Origin of the sequence: Neoaquamicrobium sediminum (assembly GCF_013240295.1) — a bacterium.
Taxonomy (GTDB): Bacteria; Pseudomonadota; Alphaproteobacteria; order Rhizobiales; family Rhizobiaceae; genus Aerobium; species Aerobium sediminum.
In genome coordinates this window covers 1-20,330 of the sequence record NZ_JABETK010000005.1, presented here as the reverse complement: position 1 = coordinate 20,330, position 20,330 = coordinate 1, and the positions used below count along the sequence as shown (strand labels likewise).

Genomic DNA, 20,330 nt, shown 5'->3' with positions numbered 1-20,330 from the left:
GTGTCACCCGAAGCGAAAGGCGCTTTCCACCGCGCCCATCACATGATCTTCCAGTGTCTTGGTGCCGCGATCGGCCCCTGCTGCCCCGGCCACGACATGCAGCGGGACGAGATGTTCCTCGCGCGGGTTGGCCTCGCGCGCGCCGGGGGCCTTGGCCCAGGCCGTCAGCATCGCGTCGCGACGGGCGGGATCGTCCTGCGTGACGGCGTCGGTCAGCCACTGGTCGAATTCGGTCCCGGCGACGGGTCCGCGCGCGCCACCGCGCATCGCCCGCATCATCACGCCCATGTTGTGATAGGTGTTGCCCGACCCGATAATCAGAACCCCCTCGTCGCGCAAAGGCGCCAGCGCCCGGCCCGCCGCCAGATGCGCCTGCGAGTCGAGGTCGGCGCGCAGGGAAAGCTGAACGGTGGGAATATTTGCATCCGGGAACGCCACCTTCAGCGGCACAAACACCCCGTGGTCGTAACCCCGCGCGGGGTCTTCGCCCGTCTCGAACCCTGCGCCTTCCAGGAGGTCGCGCAGGCGGGCGGCCAGCGCGGGATCGCCCGGCGCGGGCCAGGTCAGCTGATAGGTGTGCGGCGGAAAGCCGTTGTAATCGAAAAGCAAGGGCGGCGCCGGGTTGGTCTGCACGGTAAAGACCCGTTCCTCCCAGTGACCCGAGATCACAACGAGCGCAGTCGGTTTCGCCGGCAGGCTCTCGGGGAACCCCTCGAGAAACCGGCGCTGCCGGTCCCAGGTGTCTGGCGGGTTCCAGTCCATGAAAAAGCATGGGCCGCCGCCGTGAGGAAGAAATACCGCAGGTTGCCTGTCCGTCATGTCATCGTCCTTTCCAGGTCCGGGGGCGGCGGGCGGTGGCGATGCTGCGCGCATCCCATTCCGATCAATGTGCCGTCGTCGGGACCGCCGGTGCATAGGCCGACTTGACCGCGCGCACGCGGTTCGCGGTCAGCCACGATACGATCAGAAGCACCCAGGCCACCACGGCAGGCGTCCAGCCCGGATCGCCCGCGCCGACATGCGCCCCGAAGGCCAGAACCAGATGCCAGAACATCGCCGCATAGACCCAGTCGGCCAGCATTGCCGAAGGACGCCACAGGATGATCACCGCCCCGATGATCTTCAGGATCGCCAGCGGCCAGATGACATAGATGGGGTATCCCAGCACATCGCGGTACATGCCGGCGACCGTTTCGTAGGACGAAAGGTAAAAGGTCGCAGCCCCCAGATAGACCAGCGCCACAAGCCCTGTCGCGATCCAGTAGACATACCGTGCCGCCCTGTCACTCATGGCCGTTCTCCCTGTTGGCTTCAACTTGTGAAGCGATCCTCTCCGCTGTAGGTATGCTTAAACAACATGCTTTAAAAGCTAAAGTAGGCACTTTAAAGTAACCAACTTTCCGTCGCTGCGAGGAATGTCCGCAATGAAGACCGTCCTGCCCCCATCCTGCCCAATGGAAGCATTGCTGCGGGTCATTACTGGCCCCTGGACGATATACATCCTTTGGGTTCTGTCCGAGCAGGGGCCGCAGCGTTTCGGCGCAATCAAGCGCTTGGTGCCCGGAATTTCCACTCGCATCCTGACCGAACGGCTGCGGATGCTGGAACATGCCGGCGTCGTCTGGCGCGAGCAGGCCATGACCATCCCGCCCGCCGTCACCTACGGGCTGACCGAGCGCGGCGCGGAACTGCGCGGTATGCTCGATACGCTCGGCGCCATTGCGCGCCGCTGGGAGGATGAGGGTATCTTTGCCGAGGTCCGGAGCGGGACAGAGTGACGACGCAGTATTTGTCCGCTTGAATGCCTGAACGACGAGCCATGCCTCGAAATGCCGCCCTGTGAAATCATCCCTCGACTGACGCTTCAGCTTCTCGGCAACAGCATTCAGAATATAGGCATGCTCCACGACATTGGGAGCGGCAATTTCCCTAGACTTAGTCAACAGCTCGTTGACTACGAGAATTTGCGACAAGCCCCTAGGAAATCTATTAGGAGTCGATTGAAGCGTTCGGCATGCTCCCATTGGGCCCAGTGGCCGCAACGATTGAACACATGCAGCTGCGCATCCTGAATGCCCGCCACCAAGCGTAGCCCGGCGTCCAGCGGCACGAACCGGTCGTCACGCCCCCAGAAGATGAACGTTTCGGCCTTCACTTCACGAAGGCGCGGTCCGAAATCAGGGTATTGGTTCGGATTTAGGCGCAAGCTCTCGATGAAATTCTCGAGATGCTTGCGCTGCTGATGAATGTTTTCGAGGCGCGTCTGGAAAAGTTCGTCCGTCAGGTCCGACGGGTCATAGACGAACACCTCCATCATCTGGCGAAGGTTCTCGAGCGTCGGGTCGCGATAGAGCTTGTTCACCAGTCGAATGCCCTCGGTCGGCATCGGTGTGAAGCTGCTGATCCCGCCGGTTCCCCCGCCCATCAGAATCAATTTGCCCACATGCTCCGGCCAGGTCAGCGCGAACGCCATCGCGCTATGCCCGCCCATCGAGTTGCCGACGGGGTGCACGCGCGCGATCCCTAGGGCGTCAATCAGCCCCTTGACGAAATGCGCGTTGAGGTCCGGCCTCGAACCGGGGTTTATGATTGGGTCACTCGCGCCCCAGCCAGGCATGTCCATGAGGATAACTCGGTAGCCGGCATCGGTCAGCGGGTCGATGTTGCGGTTGAAGTTTGCCCAGCTCGTCGCGCCAGGCCCCGAACCGTGCAGCATCAGGACTACTTCGCCACCGGTCCCGGGATCGCAGTCGTTGTAGTGCACACGATAGTCTTCCCCCTGGTGGGCCAGGGTGACGAAGTGGCTAGTTTCTAATTCGGTATAGGTTGTGCTCATTGTCGCTTCCTTCTTGTGATTGGGTGGCCAGACAGCTCTGCACACTCAGGAAATTGCTCATGTTCGCGTGAGACGCGGTCGGGGCGACTCAGGCCGCGGCCAGCACGGCCACCAGGAATGCCTGCAGCGCGTCAAGGCTTTCCGGCTCGTCGAGGAAGGGCATGTGGCCGCGGTCCGGAACCACGGCGCGGATCAGGTCGGGCCGACGAGCGGCCATCATGTCCACGATCCGCCGCGACAGGATGTCGGAGTTTTCCCCGCGGATTACCGCCACGGTCTTGCCGGCCAGCGCATCGAAGCCGTGCCACATGTTCGGCGCACGGTCGAGAGTCGTCATGAAGGCTTCCCTCAACGTCGGGTCGTAGGCAATGCGCAGGCCGTCGCGCGCCTCGACGAAGTGGCGTCGGACCTCCTCGCGCCATCGCTCTTCCGGCACGTTGGAAAAACCGGGGCTGTGTTCCGGCATCGCGGCGACCCGTTCCTCAATGCTCCGCTCCTTCGGCTGAAAGCCGACATAGGTTGTGATCCGCATCCGGCCGTCGGGTTCCATCTCGGGGCCGATGTCGTTGAGACAAAGACCGAGGATGCGATGCTGCGCGCGGGCGGCCAGCGCCATCGAGACCATGCCCCCGCGAGAGGTTCCCAGAAAGGCCGAAGACGCGAGCCCGAGATGGTCGAGCAGGTTCAATACGTCTTCGGTTTCCCGAGGAAGGGTGTAGGTGGCGGCGCCGGTCCGTTCCGACTGCCCGCGGCCACGGGCATCCGGCGCGATCAGCCGTACACCCGGCAGGTGTAGCCGCAGAACATCGAAATCGCCCCCGTTGCGGGTAAGGCCGTGCAGGCAGACCAGGGGGCGGCCTTCGCTGCTGTCCCGATAGAAGAGGCGGGCGCCATCCGAGGCGGTGAATTCAGGCATGACGGGCCTATAGCTTGCCCGGCGCCTTGCCAGCCGCCCGGCTGTCGGCGATGGCGACGCCCGCGACTGAGAAATGCATCGTGGGGATTTCCTTCAGGATGACGCGCACCCGCTCTGGCTCGGCCCCGGTAGAGCGCACCAGGGCGTCCGTGACCTCCTTCAGGATGGTGCGCTTCTGGTCGTCGGTGCGGCCCTCGAAGATAAGGACTTCTGCTATCGGCATGGAACGCACTCCTTTTGATTGGTTCAGGTTGCGGTCGTTCGGGCGCCGAAGCCGGCGCGCAGCGTCAAATGGCCAAGGGCGCCAAACCGGGCGTTTACCTGCGCGCCGTCTCTGAGCGGAATCGCGGCCGTGGCTGCACCCGAAAGCACTACGTCACCTGCCGCCATGGGAATGCCCTGAACGGCGGCGATGCGCCCTGCCTCGGCAAGGGCGCGCAGCGGATGGCCCAGGATCTCGGCGCTCGATCCGGTTTCACCGGTCTCTCCTGCGAGGGCAAGCTCGATCGGAATGTCGCCGACATCGGTTCCCACCGGATGCCAGGGCCCGAGCACAAAGCCCGCCGACGAGGCGTTGTCGGCCACGACATCACCGAGGTCGAAGCGGAATCCCTGATAACGCGAATCGATGATTTCGAGCGCTGCCGCCACGCCCGCGACGCAGGCGAGGACGCTGGCCGGGTCGGATGTGGGCGGCAGCGGTCGGCTCAGCAAGAAGGCGACTTCGGGCTCGACGCGCGGATGGATCATCCGGCCAAGGTCGACGAACCCGCCATCACTGATTTGCATGGCGTCGGTGAGGCGGCCGAGGATCACCTCGCGAACGCCGACCTGCCGCATCTTCGCCTCGCTGGTGAGGCCGACTTTCAGGCCTACCGGGCGCTCGCCCCGTTCCAGCCGTCTGGCGACGACCCGGGCCTGAGCCCGGTAGGCGTCATCCAGCGAGAGCGATTTGCCAGGCGGCGATTGTGGCACGGCGCGGGCCTCGCAGGCCGCCCGGTCAAGGGTTTCGGCAAGGTCGGTCATGCCGGCAACTCCGTGGCTGGGGGCTACTGTCTGCCGTGTCGGGAGGCGGTTACAGAAGGGGTTATTCAAGGACTGTCCCCAGCCAGAGCGACAACGAGGGAAAGGCGATCAGCAACACCAAACGCAGCATGTCTGCGGCCAGGAAGGGCATAACGCCACGGAATATTGTCTCAAGCCTCACAAGGTTGCCCACGACGGCCTTCATCACGAAGATATTCATCCCGATCGGCGGCGTGATCATGCCGATCTCGACCAGTGTCAGCGTGACCACGCCCCACCAGATCGGATCGAACCCCATCGAGAGGATGATGGGTAGGACGAAAGGCACAGTGATGACCACGGCCGCCACGGTGTCGAAGATGCTCCCGAGAACGAGATACATCACGGCAAGCAGGGCCAGGACCAGCCAGGCGGGCATGGTCTCGGGGTTGATCACGGATGACAGTGCCTGGGCCATGTTGGCGAAGTTCAGATGGCCGCCGAACATGTTGGCACCGATAATCAGCAGATAGAGTCCGGCGCTCGTGCCCAGGGCGCTGCGCAGGGCCTCGAACAGGCCCGGGAACGAGGCCCGGCCCGAGACGAGCCAAGCGATAAAGGCAAAGCCCGCACCCATAGCGGCAGCTTCCTGCGAGGTAAAGACGCCGCCGTAAAGCCCGCCCAGCACGGTTACGAAAAGGATGATCGGTCGCCAGGTGATGCGCAGGGCGCCGAACGGCGAGAACTTTGCGTCCGGTTCGGGGGCGGAGCCAGCGAGGGCATGAGCCGCACCTGGATGACGACGGAGAGAACGTAGAGCGCGGTCGCCATCAGCCCCGGCAGGAGAGCGGCGGTAAACGCCTTGCTGATCGAGACCTCGGCAATTACGCAGTAGATGATCAGGATGACGGAAGGCGGGATCAGAGCGCCGAGCGTGCCGCCGGCGGCGACGCTGCCGGTGGACAAGGACGGCGCATAGCGGCGCGCCTGCATTTCCCGGAAGGCGACCCCGCCCAGAGTTCCGGTGGTGGCGACGGAGGAACCGCTTATCGCGCCGAAGCCTGCACAACCCATCACCGTTGCCATCGCATGCCCGCCCCGCATCCGGCCGAAGAGCAGCGTCGCCGCAGAGAAGATGTCGTCCGCAAAGCCTGCTGCGATCGCAAAATTGCCCATCAGCAGGAACAGCGGGACCGCGGCCATATCGACACTGGACAGGCTTCCGACAAGGTTGTTGGTGCCGACCAGCAACGCCGGGCGCAGCCCCATCTGCAAGAGCACCGCGCCGAGACCGGCTATCGCCAGCGACACACCGATAGGCACATGGGCCAGCGCAAGCAGGTAGAGGACCGCGAAAGCGGCTAGGATCTTCGGGCCGGCGCCGATCGTTGGGGCGTAATGGGCGGTCACAAGGAGGATCGCCAGCGCAGCGGCCACCATTGCGACCGGCGGCACGAGATTATGAAGCCGCCGGCTCCCGTGCCGGACATAGGCCGCCAGTTCCGCACCGAAGACGGCAAGCTGCGCCAATGTCGCCAGTGCCATCGCGACGGCCGCCGCGCCCCAGAACGGCGCCTTGGGCAGACCGAGCACGAGTGTCGTCTCGCCGTAGCTCGCCTTTGTCATGGCGTAGCGCATGAGGAACCAGACGAACAGGCCGAGCACCCCGAGATTCAGCAAGGCCGCAACCAGGCGTGGTGCGTCGTCGCGGCCGGTGATCTGTCCCAGGATGCCCATGGAAACATGTGACTGCTGGGTGTTGGTCCAGACCAGCGCCAGCGCCATCACTGCTGGGAAGCAGACCTCCGCAACCTCGTAAAGGCCCAGGATCGGCGTCCCAAAGGCCCAGCGCAGAATCACGTCGAGCGTGAGGGACAATGTCAGGGCCAGCAAGCCGATTCCTGCCACGTTGACGAGAAAGCGGGCTGCTGTTTCACGCAGCCCACCCTGAACCCCGGCTCTGACGGCAGCTAGCGCGGAGCTTTTTTCCACTTCGATACCCCGGGCGTCAGTGCTTGGCACGCCAAGCGGAGATTTCAGCCTTGTAGGCATCGAGCACAGCAGCGCCATTCGGCGTCGCGGCAACCCAGTCCGCGATCACCTTGTCCGCTGCGACCTTCCATTCGGCCATCTCGGCATCGGTGGGCGTTATGATCTTGTGCCCCGGAGTCGTCTCGACCACTCCGCGGACGCGATCGCTTTCCTCCTCGAGAAGTGGCCCCCAGAATTCAGCGAAGATCTTGGGCGGATTCTCATCGAATACCTTGCGGATATCCGCTGGCAGTCCGTCATAGACCGACTGGTTCATGATCACGTACATTGCGGTTGTGCCCAGCGGAATATCGACATGTGAGCGTGTCACATCGAGCAAAGAGAAGCCCTTCACAGCGAACCAGTCGGCTGCGGCGGCATCGACGACGTTCTTGGAGAGACCTTCGGCGATGGCAGGCGCCGGCATCCCCACCGGCGTCGCCCCGACTGCCGTGATCATCGCGGAAAGGACGCTGCCCGCCGCGCGCACCTTGGCACGCTTGAAGTCCGACAGGCCGGAGATGTCGCCCGCATGGTGCAGGCGCGCGATGTCAGCAGTGGCGATGCCGACGACCTTCACCGCTTCGAACCCCGTGACAAGCCCCCTGTCATAAAGCGCGGCGATCGCAGCGGAGGTCTCCGTCGATCCTGTGGCAAGCAGCGGAAGTTCAGTGACGCCGGCGGCGGGGAAGCGACCGGGATTGTAGGACGTGATGCTCCAGCCCATGTCCACGAGACCAGCCTCGACCGTATCGAACACTTCGGTCGGGGCCGCAGCCGAGCCGCCGGTCAGGAACTCGACCTTCAGCTTGCCACCCGATTCCTCCTCCAGCTTCTGAAACCAGGGACCCAGAATGTCGGTGTTCAGGAAATTGGTCGGCCCCGGAAAACTCGCGAACCGCAGGACCACTTCCTGCGCCTGAGACAGGTCCGCCGTGAAGAGCACCCCGAGACCTATGGCCGCGCCCGCGATTTGTTGACGAAATGACATGTTGAACCTCCCTGTTGCTAGCCCAAACCATCCCGCGTGCGCCTCCCGAAGGGCGGCGCACCGCCTCCGGGAGGATCGGGCACATTTTGATGCCGAGACACCGGACCCGTCCGTCGGCCCGTGCCAGATCGCGGGACTGCGCCGCAATGGCTCTTCTTGGCGACCGAGGGCGATTCCTCAAGCGCGCATGACAAAATGTTCGTCAGGTGAACACTTCGATCACTTGGTCGTTTCGATCGCTACGGACCGACTTGGCACATGGAGGTGCGATGCCAACAGGGCGCTGGCCCGTGCAGTCATCTCGCGAAGCGGGGAAGACAGGTGTCCACCGCTTCTGCGGTCGACATCGCGCTGCGGAAGTAGACGATGTTTACGGCACCTATTGCCTTGCGGCCGACTTGTACTGGAATGGCGACCGCACCGATATTCTGCTCGACAAGGCCGATCGAAACCGCGTAGCCACGATGGTGCACCTCGTCAATGGCGCGCTCGACGTTAGCCGGATTTGCAATGTCGGCCTTGTCCAGATTGCCTGTCCGACAAGCGATTTCCAAGGTTCGCTGGCGTGCGCCCTTCTCCAGCGCGCTCAGATATGCGAGACCTAAAGCCGAACGCAACAACGGCCGGGTCTTTCCCACGAGTTTTCGGTGGACGGAAACCGGACTGTAGATGTGGCTTGACGCCTGAATCACCATCTGACCGGCAATGAAGGCGCCAAAGTCGCTGGGCCACATCACTCGTTCGGTTAGCTCGCGCATCAGCGGTGAAAGCACCTTTGCCGCTATATCCTCCTGACGAATGCCATCAGCTATCTGGCCAAACCGATTGCCCAGCGAAATCGCTCCGTCCTCGGCACGACGACTAAGATATCCGGTAGTTTCGAGCGTGTGTATCAGACGGTAGAGCGAGCCCCGATCTATGTCGGTATAGGATGCGAGCACACCGACCTTGACCCAGCCGAGGTCTGCGATGGCCTCAATAACCTCGAGCGCTCGGGTCACCGCCTGGATCTCTTTGTAGGGCTTCCGGACCGAAGCCTTCGGCTGTACTGGCATCGTGCCTCCAAGTTCTCCACACGAACATTTTAGGGGTTTGCGTTGCAATCAGTCAACATCGACGCGACAACTCCCCTCGTTGGCCGAAAGATGAGGCGCCTGAAGCGCCGATTGCCGCAAGTTCATGCGGGAACGGGCTCAGCGTGGTCAGGGAGGAACCAGTATGATCGTCGGATGCGTATGTACGTCCCACAGTCCGCTCATGGACCGCAATCGGGCCACACCGGAGGCAGAGGGGCGTTTCTGGTCAGCCGTCGACAAGGCTGCCCAGTTTGTTGCGAAGGCGGAGCCTGATCTGGTCGTGGTGTTTCATCCCGATCATGTGAATGGTTTCTTCTACAAGCTTCTGCCGTCCTTTTGCGTCGGAATCGAGGGAGCTTCAGTCGGCGACTTCGGTACCGTAGCGGGAAAGCTTGAAATTCCCGAGAATCGAGCCTGGTCCTGCGCAGAGCATACGTTGACCGAAGGCGTCGATGTGGCAATTTCGTATCGGATGGACGTCGATCATGGCGGAGCCCAGCCTATTGAGCTGCTGTCGGCAAAGTTTCCTCTGACGCGCATGATCCCGATCTTTGTGAACTGCGCGCTGGCCCCCGTCCGCGGATGGAACGGGTGCGCGCGCTTGGCCGGGCGGTCGGCCGCTGGGCAATGGCCTGCCCGGAGCGGGTACTGATCCTGGGTTCGGGCGGCCTTTCTCACGATCCTCCTATCCCGTCCCTGGCAACGGCAGCGCCGGAGGTGCGGACCCGGCTGATCGAGGGTGGAGTGCTTCCGCACTCGGCGCGGATGACGCGTCAGAACAACGTCATGGGCGAAGGTCCGCGCTATGCCGCAGGCCAGTCGAAGCTGCTCCCCCTCGACGAAAAGTGGGACCAGATGTTGCTTGACGGCTTTTCGTCCGGAGATCTCACCGTGCTCGACGCGTCCGATGACGATGCGATCACCGCGACCGGCGGCCGCGGCGGACATGAGGTGCGCTGCTGGATCGCCGCGCTGGCGGCGATGGGCGAGGGCTACAAGTCCGACGTTCTCTTCTACGAGCCGATACCGGAATGGCTGACCGGCATGGGCATCATGACGGCCACTCCGGCCTGAGCTGCCAGGGCGGCGCCGATTGCGTGCATGAGTGCGGCGCCCCTTCTCTCAAACAAGACTCAACAGGAAGTTTGAAATGGGTGTACGAAGCGGAAAGCAATTCGTTGACGGCTTGAAGGCAAGCCAGCGCGATGTCTGGATCAACGGCGAGAAGATCGAGGATGTGACCACTCATCCCGCCTTCACGCGCATCGTTCATCAGCTCGCCCGTCTGTACGATGCGCAGGTGGATCCGGCGACGCGCGACAAGCTGACCTATGTCGTTCCCGAAACCGGCGAGCGCGCCGGGATGGCGTTCATGCCGGCCCGGACTGCGGCAGATCTGGCCCGCCGGCGCGAAGCCTATTACCACTGGGCCTCGATGAACTTCGGCCTCATGGGGCGGTCTCCGGACTTCCTGAACACCAGCCTGCTCGCATTCTCGGAGGCGCGCAAGGTCTTCGGGCGCGGCGGTCAGAAGTTCGCGGACAATATCGTGAAGTACTACGAGTACATTCGCGACAACGACCTTTTCCTCAGCCATGCGCTGATCACGCCGCAGAACGACCGCACCAAATCGTCGGCCGAACAGAAGAACCTGCACATGCGGGTGATCAAGGAAACCCCGGAAGGCATCTACGTGCAGGGCGCCCGCATGGTCGCGACCTTGGGCGCCGTCGCCGACGAGATGCTGATGTACTGTCTGCCGGGCATTCCGGAAAGTGACTCCGACCATGCGCTGGCCTTTGCCGTCAAGGTGTCGGATCCCGGGGTGCGCCAGATCTGCCGCGAGCCCTACACGCTCGATGGCCAGCGGTCGGATTTCGACCATCCGCTGTCGAACAATTTCGAGGAGAACGATTCTCTCCTGATCTTCAACAACGTCTTCGTTCCCTGGGAACGGGTGTTCATGTATCGTGACGTGGCGCTTAACAACGCGCTCTATAACGAGACGGCGCTACGCAACTACACGTCGCACCAGACCAACACCCGCGCGCTGGTGAAGATGCAGTTCTCGGTCGGTGTCGCCGTCGCAGTGGCCCGTTCGATCGGCGCCGACAAGTTCCTGCATGTCCAGCGCATGCTGGGCGAGGCGCTGAACGGGATCGAGTTCCTCAAGAGCGGCCTCGTACGCGCCGAGGTGGAGTGCGAGCAGACCGGATATGGCACCGTGCGTCCCGCGCTTGCGCCGCTGCAGGCGCTCCGCACCTTCCTGCCGACGGCCTATCCCAAGGTGGTCGAGATGATCCAGACCATCGCGGCGGGCGGCTTCATGATGATGCCGTCGGGCGCAGACTTCGCGGTCCCCGATCTGTCCGAAGAGACCGCTCTCTATTATCAGGGCACGGGCGGGATGTCTTCGGTGGACCGGGCGCGGCTGTTCAAGCTGGCTTGGGATCTTTCCGGTGAAGCCTTCGGATCGCGGCTGCTCCAGTATGAGCGTTATTATGCCGGCGACCCAGTCCGGACCACGGCCTCGAACTATCTACAGGTCGACGACCGCGAGATGATGACTCTGGTTAACGAGGCGCTCGCGCTTGCCGGCGACCCGTCGGCCGCGAGCCGGCGGTCGGCCGCCGCCGCCTGATAACGCCAAAAATCGGAGTTCTTTCAAATGACAGCGCAGCAACATGCGTCGATCTGGACCGACCTGACCCGAGTTGCCTTTACGCAGGGCTACCTCGACGCAGGCGGTGTTCGCACCCGTTTTCTGGCGGCTGGGGACGAGGACAAGCCGCTTCTCATCCTGATCCACGGCACCGGCGGTCACGCCGAGGCCTACAGTCGCAACCTTGCCGCGCATGCCGCGCATTTCCGGACGTATGCCATCGACCTGGTCGGTCATGGTTGGAGCGACAAGCCGCCCCTGGCCTACGAGATCGCCGACTATGCCCGGCATGTGATCGACATCATCAAGGCGCTGGGCCGCAAGAAGGCCCATGTCTCGGGTGAATCGCTCGGTGGCTGGGTTGCGGGGTGGCTGGCTGTCCACCATCCCGAATGGGTTGACCGCGTGGTCTTGAACACCGCCGGGGGCTGGACGGCCTATCCGGAAGTGATGGAGCGTATCAAGCGGTTGACGACCGAGGCTGTGACCGACCCGACGCCGGAGCGGATCAGGACGCGGCTGGAGTTCCTGATGCACCACAAGTGGAAGGTGAACGATGACCTCGTGGAGGTGCGTCGGGCGATCTACTCGCAGCCCGGCTACTCAGAGACCATGAAACGCATCCTCTGCCTGCAGGAGATGGAGACGCGCCGGCGCAACATGTTCAGTGCCGAGGACAGCGCCAGTATCAAGGCGCCGACCCTCGTGCTCTGGACCTCGCACGATCCCACCGCCACTCCCGAAGAGGGCCGCAAGATCGCCGAGGCGATCCCGCGTGCCCGGTTCGAGGTCATGAACGAATGCGGGCACTGGCCTCAGTTCGAGGATCCGCAGACCTTCAACCGCATCCACCTCGATTTCCTGCTGGGACGCTGAGCGCCCGGGCCTTCCTGGGTAAGAACGGCCATGCGGGCATCGACCCCCAACCAACGATGGATACGATGACATGATGCACATACAGACAGACCGTTTCCGCGGTGGCGGCTCGCCACCGCCACTTGCCCCGAATGCCTTCCGCGAGGCTCTGGGGCGGTTTGCAAGCGGCATCACCGTCATGACCACCAATGATGCTGAAGAGGGTCGGTACGGCGTCACGGCGACGTCCTTTTCGTCTCTGTCGCTCGACCCGCCCCTGGTGCAGTGGAGCCTGCGCAACACCGCCTATTCGCTGCCGATTTTCCTGCGCGCCGGCTGTTTTTCGGTGAACATCCTTGCCGCCGACCAGACGGCGATCTCCCGCCGGTTCGCCACGCCGGACACAGACCGCTTCGCGGGCCTCGACGTGACCGAAGGGCTTGCAGGCATGCCGCTGATCGACGGTGCCGCGGCCTGGATCGAATGCACGCTTGAGTCCACTCTTCCGGGCGGAGACCATACCATCCTGATCGGACGGGTGGTGCGGGCCGAGACTTTCGCCAAGACACCTCTGCTCTACTGGCGCGGCAGCTATCTGCCGATCGAGAGCTCCGCCACGCCTCCCGAAGGAACGACATGACCATCCCCATCGACGAAATGGCCGCCGCACTGGTACAGGCCCGTACCGATCTGGCGCAAATCCCGCCGTTGCGCGAAAGCCACGGCCTAGGCTCCGTGGAGGACGCCTACGCGGTGCAGGATGCCGTGAACCGGCACTGGCTGAACCACGGGCGGCGGCTCGTGGGGCGCAAGATCGGCCTGACCTCTCCGGCGGTGCAGGCGCAGATGGGGATCGATCAGCCCGATTTCGGCATGCTCTGGGCAGACTACTTCTTTACCGAAGGCGAAGTGGTGGACACACGCCGGTTCATGCAGCCTAAGGCCGAGCTCGAGGTCGTTCGTGATGGACAAGGGCCTTGACGATCCGCAGGCGCCGATGGCCGAACTGATACGCCGTGTGGCCTATGCGGTGCCGGCGCTGGAGGTGGTAGACACCGCCATCCGCGACTGGAACATCAAGCTGGTGGACACGGTCGCCGACAACGCCTCGGGCGGCGGCTTCCTTCTGGGCCTCGGGGCACGGCGCCTGACCGACATCGACCTGCGCCTTTGCGGGGGCATCCTGTCGCGCAACGGCAGCGTGGTGTCGCGCGGGCTGGGCGTGGACTGCATGGGCAGTCCGCTCAATGCCATGCTTTGGCTGGCGCGCAGGATGGCGGAACTGGGGCAGCCCCTCAAGGAGGGTGACATCGTGATGTCGGGGGCCTTCGGGCCGATGGTTCCTGTACGTTCCGGCGAGGTGTATCTGGCCGAAATTTCCGGATTCTCACCCATTCAGGTGAATTTTGAAGACGGGAGGGCGGACGCTTGAGCCAGAAGATCAAAGCCGCGATCATCGGATCGGGCAACATCGGCACGGACCTGATGATCAAGATATTGCGCAACTCCAAGGTTTTGGAGATGGGCGCCATGGTCGGCATCGACCCGGCGAGCGATGGGCTCGCCCGCGCCGCGCGGATGGGCGTTGCGACCACGCATGAAAGCATCGACGGGCTAACTCGCCTGCCCGTTTGGCCCGAGATCGGCGTCGTCTTCGATGCGACCTCGGCCGGGGCGCACCGGCGCAACGACGAGATCGTGCGCGGCGCCGGTAAGGTCATGATAGACCTCACCCCGGCGGCGATGGGGCCGTTCGTTGTTCCGGTTGTTAACATGTCCGACCACCTCAAGGAAGATAACGTGAACATGGTCACCTGCGGCGGGCAGGCGACGATTCCGATCGTGGCGGCCGTGTCGCGCATCGCCGAGGTGACCTACGCCGAGATCGTCGCCTCGATTTCGTCGCGCTCCGCCGGTCCGGGCACCCGCGCCAACATCGACGAGTTCACCGAGACCACGTCACGAGCGATCTGTGACGTCGGCGGCGCCAAGAGCGGCAAGGCCATCATCATCCTGAACCCGGCCGAACCGCCGCTGATCATGCGCGACACCGTGTATTGCCTGGCGAAGACCACCGACCGCGAAGCCGTCCGACGCTCGATCGGGGCGATGATTGCCGAGGTGCAGGACTATGTGCCCGGCTATCGCCTGAAGCAGGATATCCAGTTCGAGACCATCGGTGACAATTCCGCCGCCCGCATACCCGGCGTGGATGACCGGGCGACCGGGCTGAAGGTCAGCGTCTTTCTCGAAGTGGAAGGAGCCGGCCATTACCTGCCGAAATATGCGGGAAATCTCGACATTATGACATCGTCGGCGCTGAAGACGGCCGAGCGGCTGGCGCAGCGGCTACTGAAGGAAAGCGTGGCATGACAGCGACGAAGAAACCCGAACTCTATATCCAGGACGTGACACTGCGCGACGGAATGCATGCCATCCGTCACCGCTACACGCTGGATCAATGCGACAACATTGCCTCTGCCCTGGATGCCGCCGGGGTGGCTGCGATCGAACTGAGCCATGGCGACGGCCTGGCCGGTTCGAGCTTTGCATACGGTTTCGGGCGGCATACCGATCTGGAGTGGATCGCTGCTGTTGCAGGAAAGCTGAAGAACGCGAAGCTGACCGCGCTGCTGGTGCCCGGAATCGGCACGATCCACGACCTTCAGGCCGCCTTTGACGCCGGTGTGCGGTCGGTCCGCGTGGCCACGCATTGCACTGAGGCCGATGTGGCCGCACAGCATATCGCCCATGCTCGCAAGATCGGGATGGACGTTTCCGGCTTCCTGATGATGGCTCATATGCTTGCCCCGAAGGAGCTTTCGGCGCAGGCAAAGCGGATGGAGAGCTACGGCGCGCATTGCGTCTATGTCACCGACTCGGCCGGGGCGCTCCTGATGGATGGCGTGCGCGACCGGATCCGGGCCTATCGCGACGTGCTGAACGCTGAAACCCAGGTCGGCATCCACGCGCACCAGAACCTGTCGCTCGCGGTGGCCAATTCGGTCGTCGCGGTGGAGGAGGGCGCCTACCGGGTGGATGCCTCGCTGGCCGGCATGGGGGCGGGCGCGGGCAATACACCGCTCGAGGCCTTTATCGCCGTGGCTGAACGGCTTGGCTGGCAGCACGGCTGCGATGCCTTCGCGCTGATGGATGCGGCGGACCGCCTGGTGCGCCCGATCCAGGACCGCCCGGTTCAGGTAGACCGAGATACCATCGCGCTGGGTTTTGCCGGAGTCTATTCAAGCTTCCTCCGTCACACGGAAACGGCGCGGCGGCCCATGGCCTCGACTCCCGCGACATACTGGTCGAACTTGGTCGGCGGAAGATGGTCGGCGGGCAGGAAGACATGATCGTGGATGTCGCGCTCGACCTGCTGGGCTCCCGCGACTCCGCGAAATAGATATTCGCAGAGCGAACATAATTCATGGAAGCGTTGCTTCAATCTAGCGACACATCTAGCAAAGCTAGAAAGGCAATCGTAGCGCCCGTTAATTCGGACACTTACCGTCGACCGGAACTTGGGAGGGTTCTTCGATGTCAGTTCGCATAAGGAGTCCCCTCGTTCTCGGGATCGGCGGGACTTTGCGCGCGCAATCCACCGGCCAGAAGGCGCTTGCCCATGTCCTGCAACGGGCAAGCGAGCTGGGCGCGCGCACCGAACTCTTGTCGGGGGAGGCGCTGAGCCTTCCACTCTATGCCCCGGAAATTCCAGAGCGGAGCAAAGCCGCCGGTCGGCTGGTGTCGTTGATGCGGGAATGCGACGCCGTGGTGATTTGTTCTCCGGCTTATCACGGTTCGGTTTCGGGACTGGTCAAGAATGCCCTGGATTACACCGAGGACATGAACCGCGATGAACGGGTTTATTTCGATGGTCTGCCAATCGGCTGCATCGCATGCGGCGCGGGTTGGCAGGCCGCTGGACAGACTCTGGCGGCGCTGCGCTCGATCGCCCATGCGCTGCGCGGTTGGCCGACGCCAATGGGTGGGATGATTAATTCGTCACTGCCGGTGTTCGATGTCGAGGGCAAGTGCGTCGATGTGTCGATACGCTTCCAGCTCGACACGATCGCCGCGCAGGTGACCGAATTCGCGATGAGCAGGCAGAATATGCAGGCCGCCTAGTCGGTCAAGCAAAGTCTCGCGGCACCGCGCCGTGCAACGGGCGACAATGCAAAGGCAAAGTTGCTAGCCTTGAAGGGAGAAGACAGTATGAGATTCGGAGCGTTTCTGTTGCCAGCATCTGCTGCCAAGCACAACGAATTGAAGGGCGCGAAGTATCCGGGTGCCGACCCAACCTATTATCAGCGTTCGCTTAACGAACATGCGCGCATCATCAAGCAGCTCGAAGAACTCGGGTTCGATTTCGTGGCATTCTCCGAACATCATTTCCACCTCGAGGGGCTTGAGATTTCCAACAACCCAATTCTTTTGGGAGCTTGGGCGGCGGGCATAACCAAGAAGATCCGCATCGGCCAGATGGCGACGGTTCTGCCGGCGCGCAACCCGATCCTCGTGGCCGAGGACCTAGCCATGCTCGACCACTTCTCGGAAGGCCGCATGTTCGCGGGATTTGCGCGTGGCTACCAGTCGCGGCACGTCACCACGATCGGCCAAAGAACGGCGCTGTCGCGACCTTCGCGACCGACCCGGAGTATGCCAAGAACGACGCGATCAACCGCGAATTGTTCCAGGAAGCCTACGATGTGATCTGGGGCCTCCTGAACAACACCACATTCTCCTACAAGGGCAAGCATTGGCAGGTTCCGCCCGACAATATTCGGTGGGATCACCCCAAGACCAAGATGCTTGCTCCCGACATGGTCGAGAATGACATTCTGAAGAAGATCGGCATTGCGCCGAACACCCTGCAGGATCCCAAGACCATCGAATTGATGGTGCCTTTCACCCTCAGCCCCAACACGATGCGCTGGGCCGCCGGTGAGGGCGCGATGCCGATCGTCTTCACGCCGATCGACCATATCCTGCGGTCCTGCCTCGACGCCTATCACAACGAGGCGCTGAAACGTGACCCGAAAATCAAGTGGGGCGAGAATGTCGGCCACTTCCGTGACATAGTGGTGGCGGACACAGATGAAGAGGCATTCGCTATTGGCGAACAAGCCCTCGGCTACATCTGGACGGGCTGGCACGACCACTTCGGCTTCAACGAGGCGCTACGCCTGCCCGGCGAAACCGGACCGATCCCGAACACCTACCGAACCATGGTGGATCGCGGATATGCGATCGCCGGTTCGGTCGATACGGTCGCCCGCAAGCTCGAGGATGCCATCAAGACCTATAACATGGACGTATTGGTTCCCTGGATTGGCGTCGGCCCCGGCCCGGTGGACAAGCTCCTGCGGTCGAACGAACTTCTTGTCGAGAAGGTGCTGCCGAAGATTGGCGTCAAGCTCGAACAGCGCAAGCCAGTGTTGCGCAAGGAGATGCGCGAAGAAACCTGGCGCAACCGGCCCTTTGAAACCACCAAAATAATCAAGCATGCCGTGCGCCAATTTTTGTGCGCAGGCCATAAAAAACATCGGTGGACGGAAATCGGGAGGGAACTAACAGTGCTTAGTGTCTGAATCAAGAAGCGTCAGACCGAGGGCGAAAATAGCGATTTCGAGAACCGGAGCGCAGCGTACATTCGGGTACGTGAGCACCGGAAGCGCAGAAATCGCGATTTGCAGCCCGGTATGGCGACTTTTGGATCAGACACTTAGAAAATCGATCAGGATGTTGCGTGGGGTCTGGTTTCACTGCGGCACAGGCTACTCTTCATGTGAGCGAGGTTTTCGCCGCGATGCACAACCCGACGATTTCTTACCTGCGCCTGCGGGTGCAGATCCCTGTTTAGTTTAGCTTGCTCTCGGGGGAGCACACCTATTCTTCATGGGGGATGAAGGTGGGTACCGACGCCGCTAATGGGCTCAGGAACGCTGTGGCCGTCCTGTTGCGGCTGGCAAAGTTCTTCTAATCGGCGCGCAGTGACGCCTCTTTTGAAACGAAAACGGCTACTGTTGGAGGAGATGCAAATGCCTGTTAATCAACAAATAAGGCAGGTGCCAGGCCTTTACCGCAAGCGTGTTGGCGACATCGTGATTACCGCCGTGAATGACGGCATAGTTCCGTTGCCACCCGAGGTAATGGTCGGCATGGCCCCCGACGGCGTGCGCAAGACGCTGACGGGCCGTTTCGTCCCGCCGAGCCGCATGTGACCGTCGGCGCATATCTGGTCGAACATGGTGAGCGGCGTATTCTCATTGATACCGGCTCAGGGAGTCTGATGGGGCCGACACTGGGAAGGTAATGCAGAACCTTGCGGCTCTGGGGGTGTCTCCGGATCAGATTGACTCTGTCGCTCTGACGCATATGCACGCCGACCACGCTGGCGGCATGCTTGACGGTTCGGGCGCAGCCATTTTTCCGAAGGCCGACGTGTTCCTTGCAGTCGAGGAGGATAGGCACTGGTATGGCGGCGAGCCGCCAACCGATCGGGGGTCTCCGAGCAGGTCAACAGCTACTCGGGCAAGCTGCGCGCCGCCTATGCGGGGCGTTGGCATCTGATCGCTGAGGAAGAAATCCTGCCGGGATTGGGCGGATGGCATTGCCAGGCCACACGCCGGGTCACAGCGGATACATGGTCTCGAGCGGTGACGACCAGCTCCTGATCTGGGGTGACATAACCCATGTCCCCGTAGTGCAGATTGGTGCACCCCGAGGTCGGAATGGTCTTTGATGTCGATGTCGAACAGGCGCGCGCAACCCGAAAACGTATCCTTGACATGGCAGCCACCGATGGTCTTGCCATTGGTGGAATGCATCCTCGAATTTCCGGGTTTCGGCCACGTTATCCGCAATGGTGCCAACTATGAATATGTGCCAAGACCTCTGGCTGCCTGAAATGTGAGATATCGAGCGGCGACCGCGCCTCCAGTCGCGGTCGTCCTGCTCGACCCGGACTTGAGAACCAGCCACTACATAGAACGGAAAACGTGCGTGACCTTCCAGAAACACTCTGATTTCTTCGATCCCATCGGTCGCCCTGCACGAACTTGTCACCGAAGAACTGGACTCGTATCTGGAGTTTGACTCGATCGAGGGTGCGCTCTCCGCAATCGCGAACGGCGAAATGGTCATTGTTGTGGACGACGAGGGTCGCGAGAACGAGGAGACCTGATCATGGCGCGGATGCCGTAACGCCTGCCGCCATCAACTTCATGGCAACCTTGGGACGCGGCAGTCTGTGTCGCCATGACGACCAACCGGCTAGAAGATCTCGCCCTGCCTCAGATGGTGCCAGAGAATACCGAATATCTCTCGACCGGCTTCGCGATCAGCTGCGATCTCAAGGAGGGTACCACGACGGGCATTTCGGCAACCGACCGGGCCAAGACGATCCGCGCGCTCGCGGATGCCGCCGGGTCGCGGCCGATTTCAACCGCCCCGGCCACGTCTTCCCGCTTCGCTTTGCGCAGGGTTTCTGAGGCGTGCAGGGGCACACCGAGGCGCGGTCGATCTGGCGCGGGATTTGCGGGCGCTTATCCGGCAGGGGTGCTTTGCGAGATCGCGCAGCCGGACGGCGAATGGCGCGCCTGCCGGGAGGCTGGCGCTTTAGCCGGCGGCTGAGCTGACGCTTGTCAGCATCGCCGACCTGATCGTCTGGCGCGAAGCGCGTTACGGTTTCACCGATCAGCCTTTCTGAAGCCCGTCCGCGCAGGCGCGGCAATACTGAATCAAGGGTCGCTAACACGGTCCGGAAACGACAAGGAGGGCACAGTATGACTGAGCGCAAGGTCGCGTCGTACCGGGGCCAGCACCGGCAAGGGCAGGGCCACGGCGGAGGCTGGCCGTCAGAAGAGGGATACGACCTGGTGCTGTCATCTCGCCAGCCGGAACATGCCGCAGAGGGAGATAAAGATCCGGTTTTGACGTCCGAGGTCGAGGCGGTGGCC

At 62.5% G+C, this 20,330-nt stretch carries 22 protein-coding genes and 4 pseudogenes; 15 read left to right on the top strand and 11 right to left on the bottom strand.

Annotated features, from left to right (window positions below):
- Positions 1–3 precede the first annotated feature (3 nt).
- Positions 4–762: a DODA-type extradiol aromatic ring-opening family dioxygenase gene (locus HK436_RS27750; RefSeq protein WP_244649490.1), complete on the bottom strand. Its 759-nt coding sequence runs from the start codon at positions 760–762 to the stop codon at positions 4–6.
- A 121-nt stretch (positions 763–883) separates the two neighbouring features.
- Entirely contained in the window at positions 884–1,291 is a 408-nt protein-coding gene (locus tag HK436_RS27745; protein ID WP_173194873.1) for a DoxX family protein, read from the bottom strand.
- Between the two features lie 133 nt (positions 1,292–1,424).
- Between HK436_RS27745 and HK436_RS27740 the strand changes: the two genes are divergently transcribed.
- Entirely contained in the window at positions 1,425–1,778 is a 354-nt protein-coding gene (locus HK436_RS27740) for a winged helix-turn-helix transcriptional regulator (RefSeq protein ID WP_206680605.1), read from the top strand.
- Between the two features lie 24 nt (positions 1,779–1,802).
- On the opposite strand, the pseudogene HK436_RS33285 reads toward HK436_RS27740, so the two are convergent.
- From HK436_RS33285 to HK436_RS27695, 9 genes and pseudogenes are all read right to left on the bottom strand, one after another.
- Positions 1,803–1,892 (bottom strand): annotated as a pseudogene (locus HK436_RS33285) (IS6 family transposase); the annotation flags it as partial.
- Between the two features lie 62 nt (positions 1,893–1,954).
- Positions 1,955–2,836, bottom strand: a complete 882-nt coding sequence (locus HK436_RS27730; protein WP_173194872.1) for an alpha/beta fold hydrolase — start codon at positions 2,834–2,836, stop codon at positions 1,955–1,957.
- 88 nt (positions 2,837–2,924) lie between these two features.
- Positions 2,925–3,752: an alpha/beta fold hydrolase gene (locus tag HK436_RS27725; RefSeq protein WP_173194871.1), complete on the bottom strand. Its 828-nt coding sequence runs from the start codon at positions 3,750–3,752 to the stop codon at positions 2,925–2,927.
- 7 nt (positions 3,753–3,759) lie between these two features.
- Complete coding sequence (thmT, locus tag HK436_RS27720) at positions 3,760–3,975, bottom strand: 2-hydroxymuconate tautomerase (protein ID WP_173194870.1); 216 nt, start codon at positions 3,973–3,975, stop codon at positions 3,760–3,762.
- 23 nt (positions 3,976–3,998) lie between these two features.
- Positions 3,999–4,778, bottom strand: coding sequence for a 2-keto-4-pentenoate hydratase (locus tag HK436_RS27715; protein WP_173194869.1), 780 nt, complete (start codon positions 4,776–4,778; stop codon positions 3,999–4,001).
- A 61-nt stretch (positions 4,779–4,839) separates the two neighbouring features.
- Positions 4,840–5,445: a TRAP transporter large permease subunit gene (locus HK436_RS32635; RefSeq protein ID WP_173194853.1), complete on the bottom strand. Its 606-nt coding sequence runs from the start codon at positions 5,443–5,445 to the stop codon at positions 4,840–4,842.
- Between the two features lie 2 nt (positions 5,446–5,447).
- Entirely contained in the window at positions 5,448–6,650 is a 1,203-nt protein-coding gene (locus HK436_RS32630) for a TRAP transporter large permease subunit (RefSeq protein WP_173194868.1), read from the bottom strand.
- 115 nt (positions 6,651–6,765) lie between these two features.
- Positions 6,766–7,779, bottom strand: a complete 1,014-nt coding sequence (locus tag HK436_RS27700) for a TRAP transporter substrate-binding protein (protein WP_173194867.1) — start codon at positions 7,777–7,779, stop codon at positions 6,766–6,768.
- A 296-nt stretch (positions 7,780–8,075) separates the two neighbouring features.
- Positions 8,076–8,882 carry an IclR family transcriptional regulator domain-containing protein gene (locus tag HK436_RS27695; RefSeq protein ID WP_173194866.1) on the bottom strand — a complete coding sequence of 269 codons (807 nt, stop codon included), beginning with the start codon at positions 8,880–8,882 and terminating at the stop codon, positions 8,076–8,078.
- Positions 8,883–8,958: 76 nt separating this feature from the next.
- On the opposite strand from HK436_RS27695, the pseudogene HK436_RS33865 reads away from it, so the two are divergent.
- The 14 genes and pseudogenes from HK436_RS33865 to HK436_RS27625 all read left to right on the top strand — a co-directional run bounded on the left by HK436_RS33865 (position 8,959) and on the right by HK436_RS27625 (position 20,004).
- Positions 8,959–9,929: pseudogene (locus HK436_RS33865) on the top strand (3-carboxyethylcatechol 2,3-dioxygenase).
- A 76-nt stretch (positions 9,930–10,005) separates the two neighbouring features.
- Complete coding sequence (locus tag HK436_RS27680; RefSeq protein ID WP_173194863.1) at positions 10,006–11,496, top strand: 4-hydroxyphenylacetate 3-hydroxylase family protein; 1,491 nt, start codon at positions 10,006–10,008, stop codon at positions 11,494–11,496.
- 27 nt (positions 11,497–11,523) lie between these two features.
- Complete coding sequence (locus tag HK436_RS27675) at positions 11,524–12,393, top strand: alpha/beta fold hydrolase (protein WP_173194862.1); 870 nt, start codon at positions 11,524–11,526, stop codon at positions 12,391–12,393.
- A gap of 70 nt (positions 12,394–12,463) precedes the next feature.
- Positions 12,464–13,012, top strand: a complete 549-nt coding sequence (locus tag HK436_RS27670; protein ID WP_206680604.1) for a flavin reductase family protein — start codon at positions 12,464–12,466, stop codon at positions 13,010–13,012.
- On the top strand, positions 13,009–13,353 hold the full coding sequence (locus HK436_RS30730) for a 2-keto-4-pentenoate hydratase (RefSeq protein WP_206680603.1): 345 nt from the start codon (positions 13,009–13,011) through the stop codon (positions 13,351–13,353). The genes HK436_RS27670 and HK436_RS30730 overlap by 4 nt, the downstream gene beginning before the upstream one ends.
- Positions 13,334–13,804: a 2-keto-4-pentenoate hydratase gene (locus tag HK436_RS30725; protein WP_206680602.1), complete on the top strand. Its 471-nt coding sequence runs from the start codon at positions 13,334–13,336 to the stop codon at positions 13,802–13,804. Before HK436_RS30730 ends, HK436_RS30725 begins: the two co-directional genes overlap by 20 nt.
- A complete protein-coding gene (locus HK436_RS27660) occupies positions 13,801–14,745 on the top strand; it encodes an acetaldehyde dehydrogenase (acetylating) (protein ID WP_173194861.1) in 945 nt (314 codons plus the stop codon). Before HK436_RS30725 ends, HK436_RS27660 begins: the two co-directional genes overlap by 4 nt.
- Positions 14,742–15,775, top strand: a pseudogene (gene dmpG, locus HK436_RS27655) (4-hydroxy-2-oxovalerate aldolase). Before HK436_RS27660 ends, dmpG begins: the two are co-directional and overlap by 4 nt.
- A 134-nt stretch (positions 15,776–15,909) precedes the next feature.
- Positions 15,910–16,497 carry an NADPH-dependent FMN reductase gene (locus tag HK436_RS27650; protein ID WP_173194860.1) on the top strand — a complete coding sequence of 196 codons (588 nt, stop codon included), beginning with the start codon at positions 15,910–15,912 and terminating at the stop codon, positions 16,495–16,497.
- Positions 16,498–16,584: 87 nt separating this feature from the next.
- Positions 16,585–17,082 carry an LLM class flavin-dependent oxidoreductase gene (locus HK436_RS27645; RefSeq protein WP_173194859.1) on the top strand — a complete coding sequence of 166 codons (498 nt, stop codon included), beginning with the start codon at positions 16,585–16,587 and terminating at the stop codon, positions 17,080–17,082.
- Complete coding sequence (locus HK436_RS27640; RefSeq protein ID WP_173194858.1) at positions 17,079–17,960, top strand: LLM class flavin-dependent oxidoreductase; 882 nt, start codon at positions 17,079–17,081, stop codon at positions 17,958–17,960. The genes HK436_RS27645 and HK436_RS27640 overlap by 4 nt, the downstream gene beginning before the upstream one ends.
- 450 nt (positions 17,961–18,410) lie before the next feature.
- The gene (locus tag HK436_RS27635) at positions 18,411–18,593 is read left to right on the top strand and encodes a hypothetical protein (RefSeq protein ID WP_173194857.1); all 183 of its coding nucleotides are present in this window, start codon (positions 18,411–18,413) and stop codon (positions 18,591–18,593) included.
- An 88-nt stretch (positions 18,594–18,681) separates the two neighbouring features.
- Positions 18,682–18,942 (top strand): annotated as a pseudogene (locus tag HK436_RS33860) (MBL fold metallo-hydrolase); the annotation flags it as partial.
- A 687-nt stretch (positions 18,943–19,629) separates the two neighbouring features.
- Positions 19,630–20,004 (top strand): 3,4-dihydroxy-2-butanone-4-phosphate synthase, encoded by a 375-nt coding sequence (locus HK436_RS27625; protein WP_244649487.1) that lies wholly within the window; start codon positions 19,630–19,632, stop codon positions 20,002–20,004.
- Positions 20,005–20,330 lie beyond the last annotated feature (326 nt).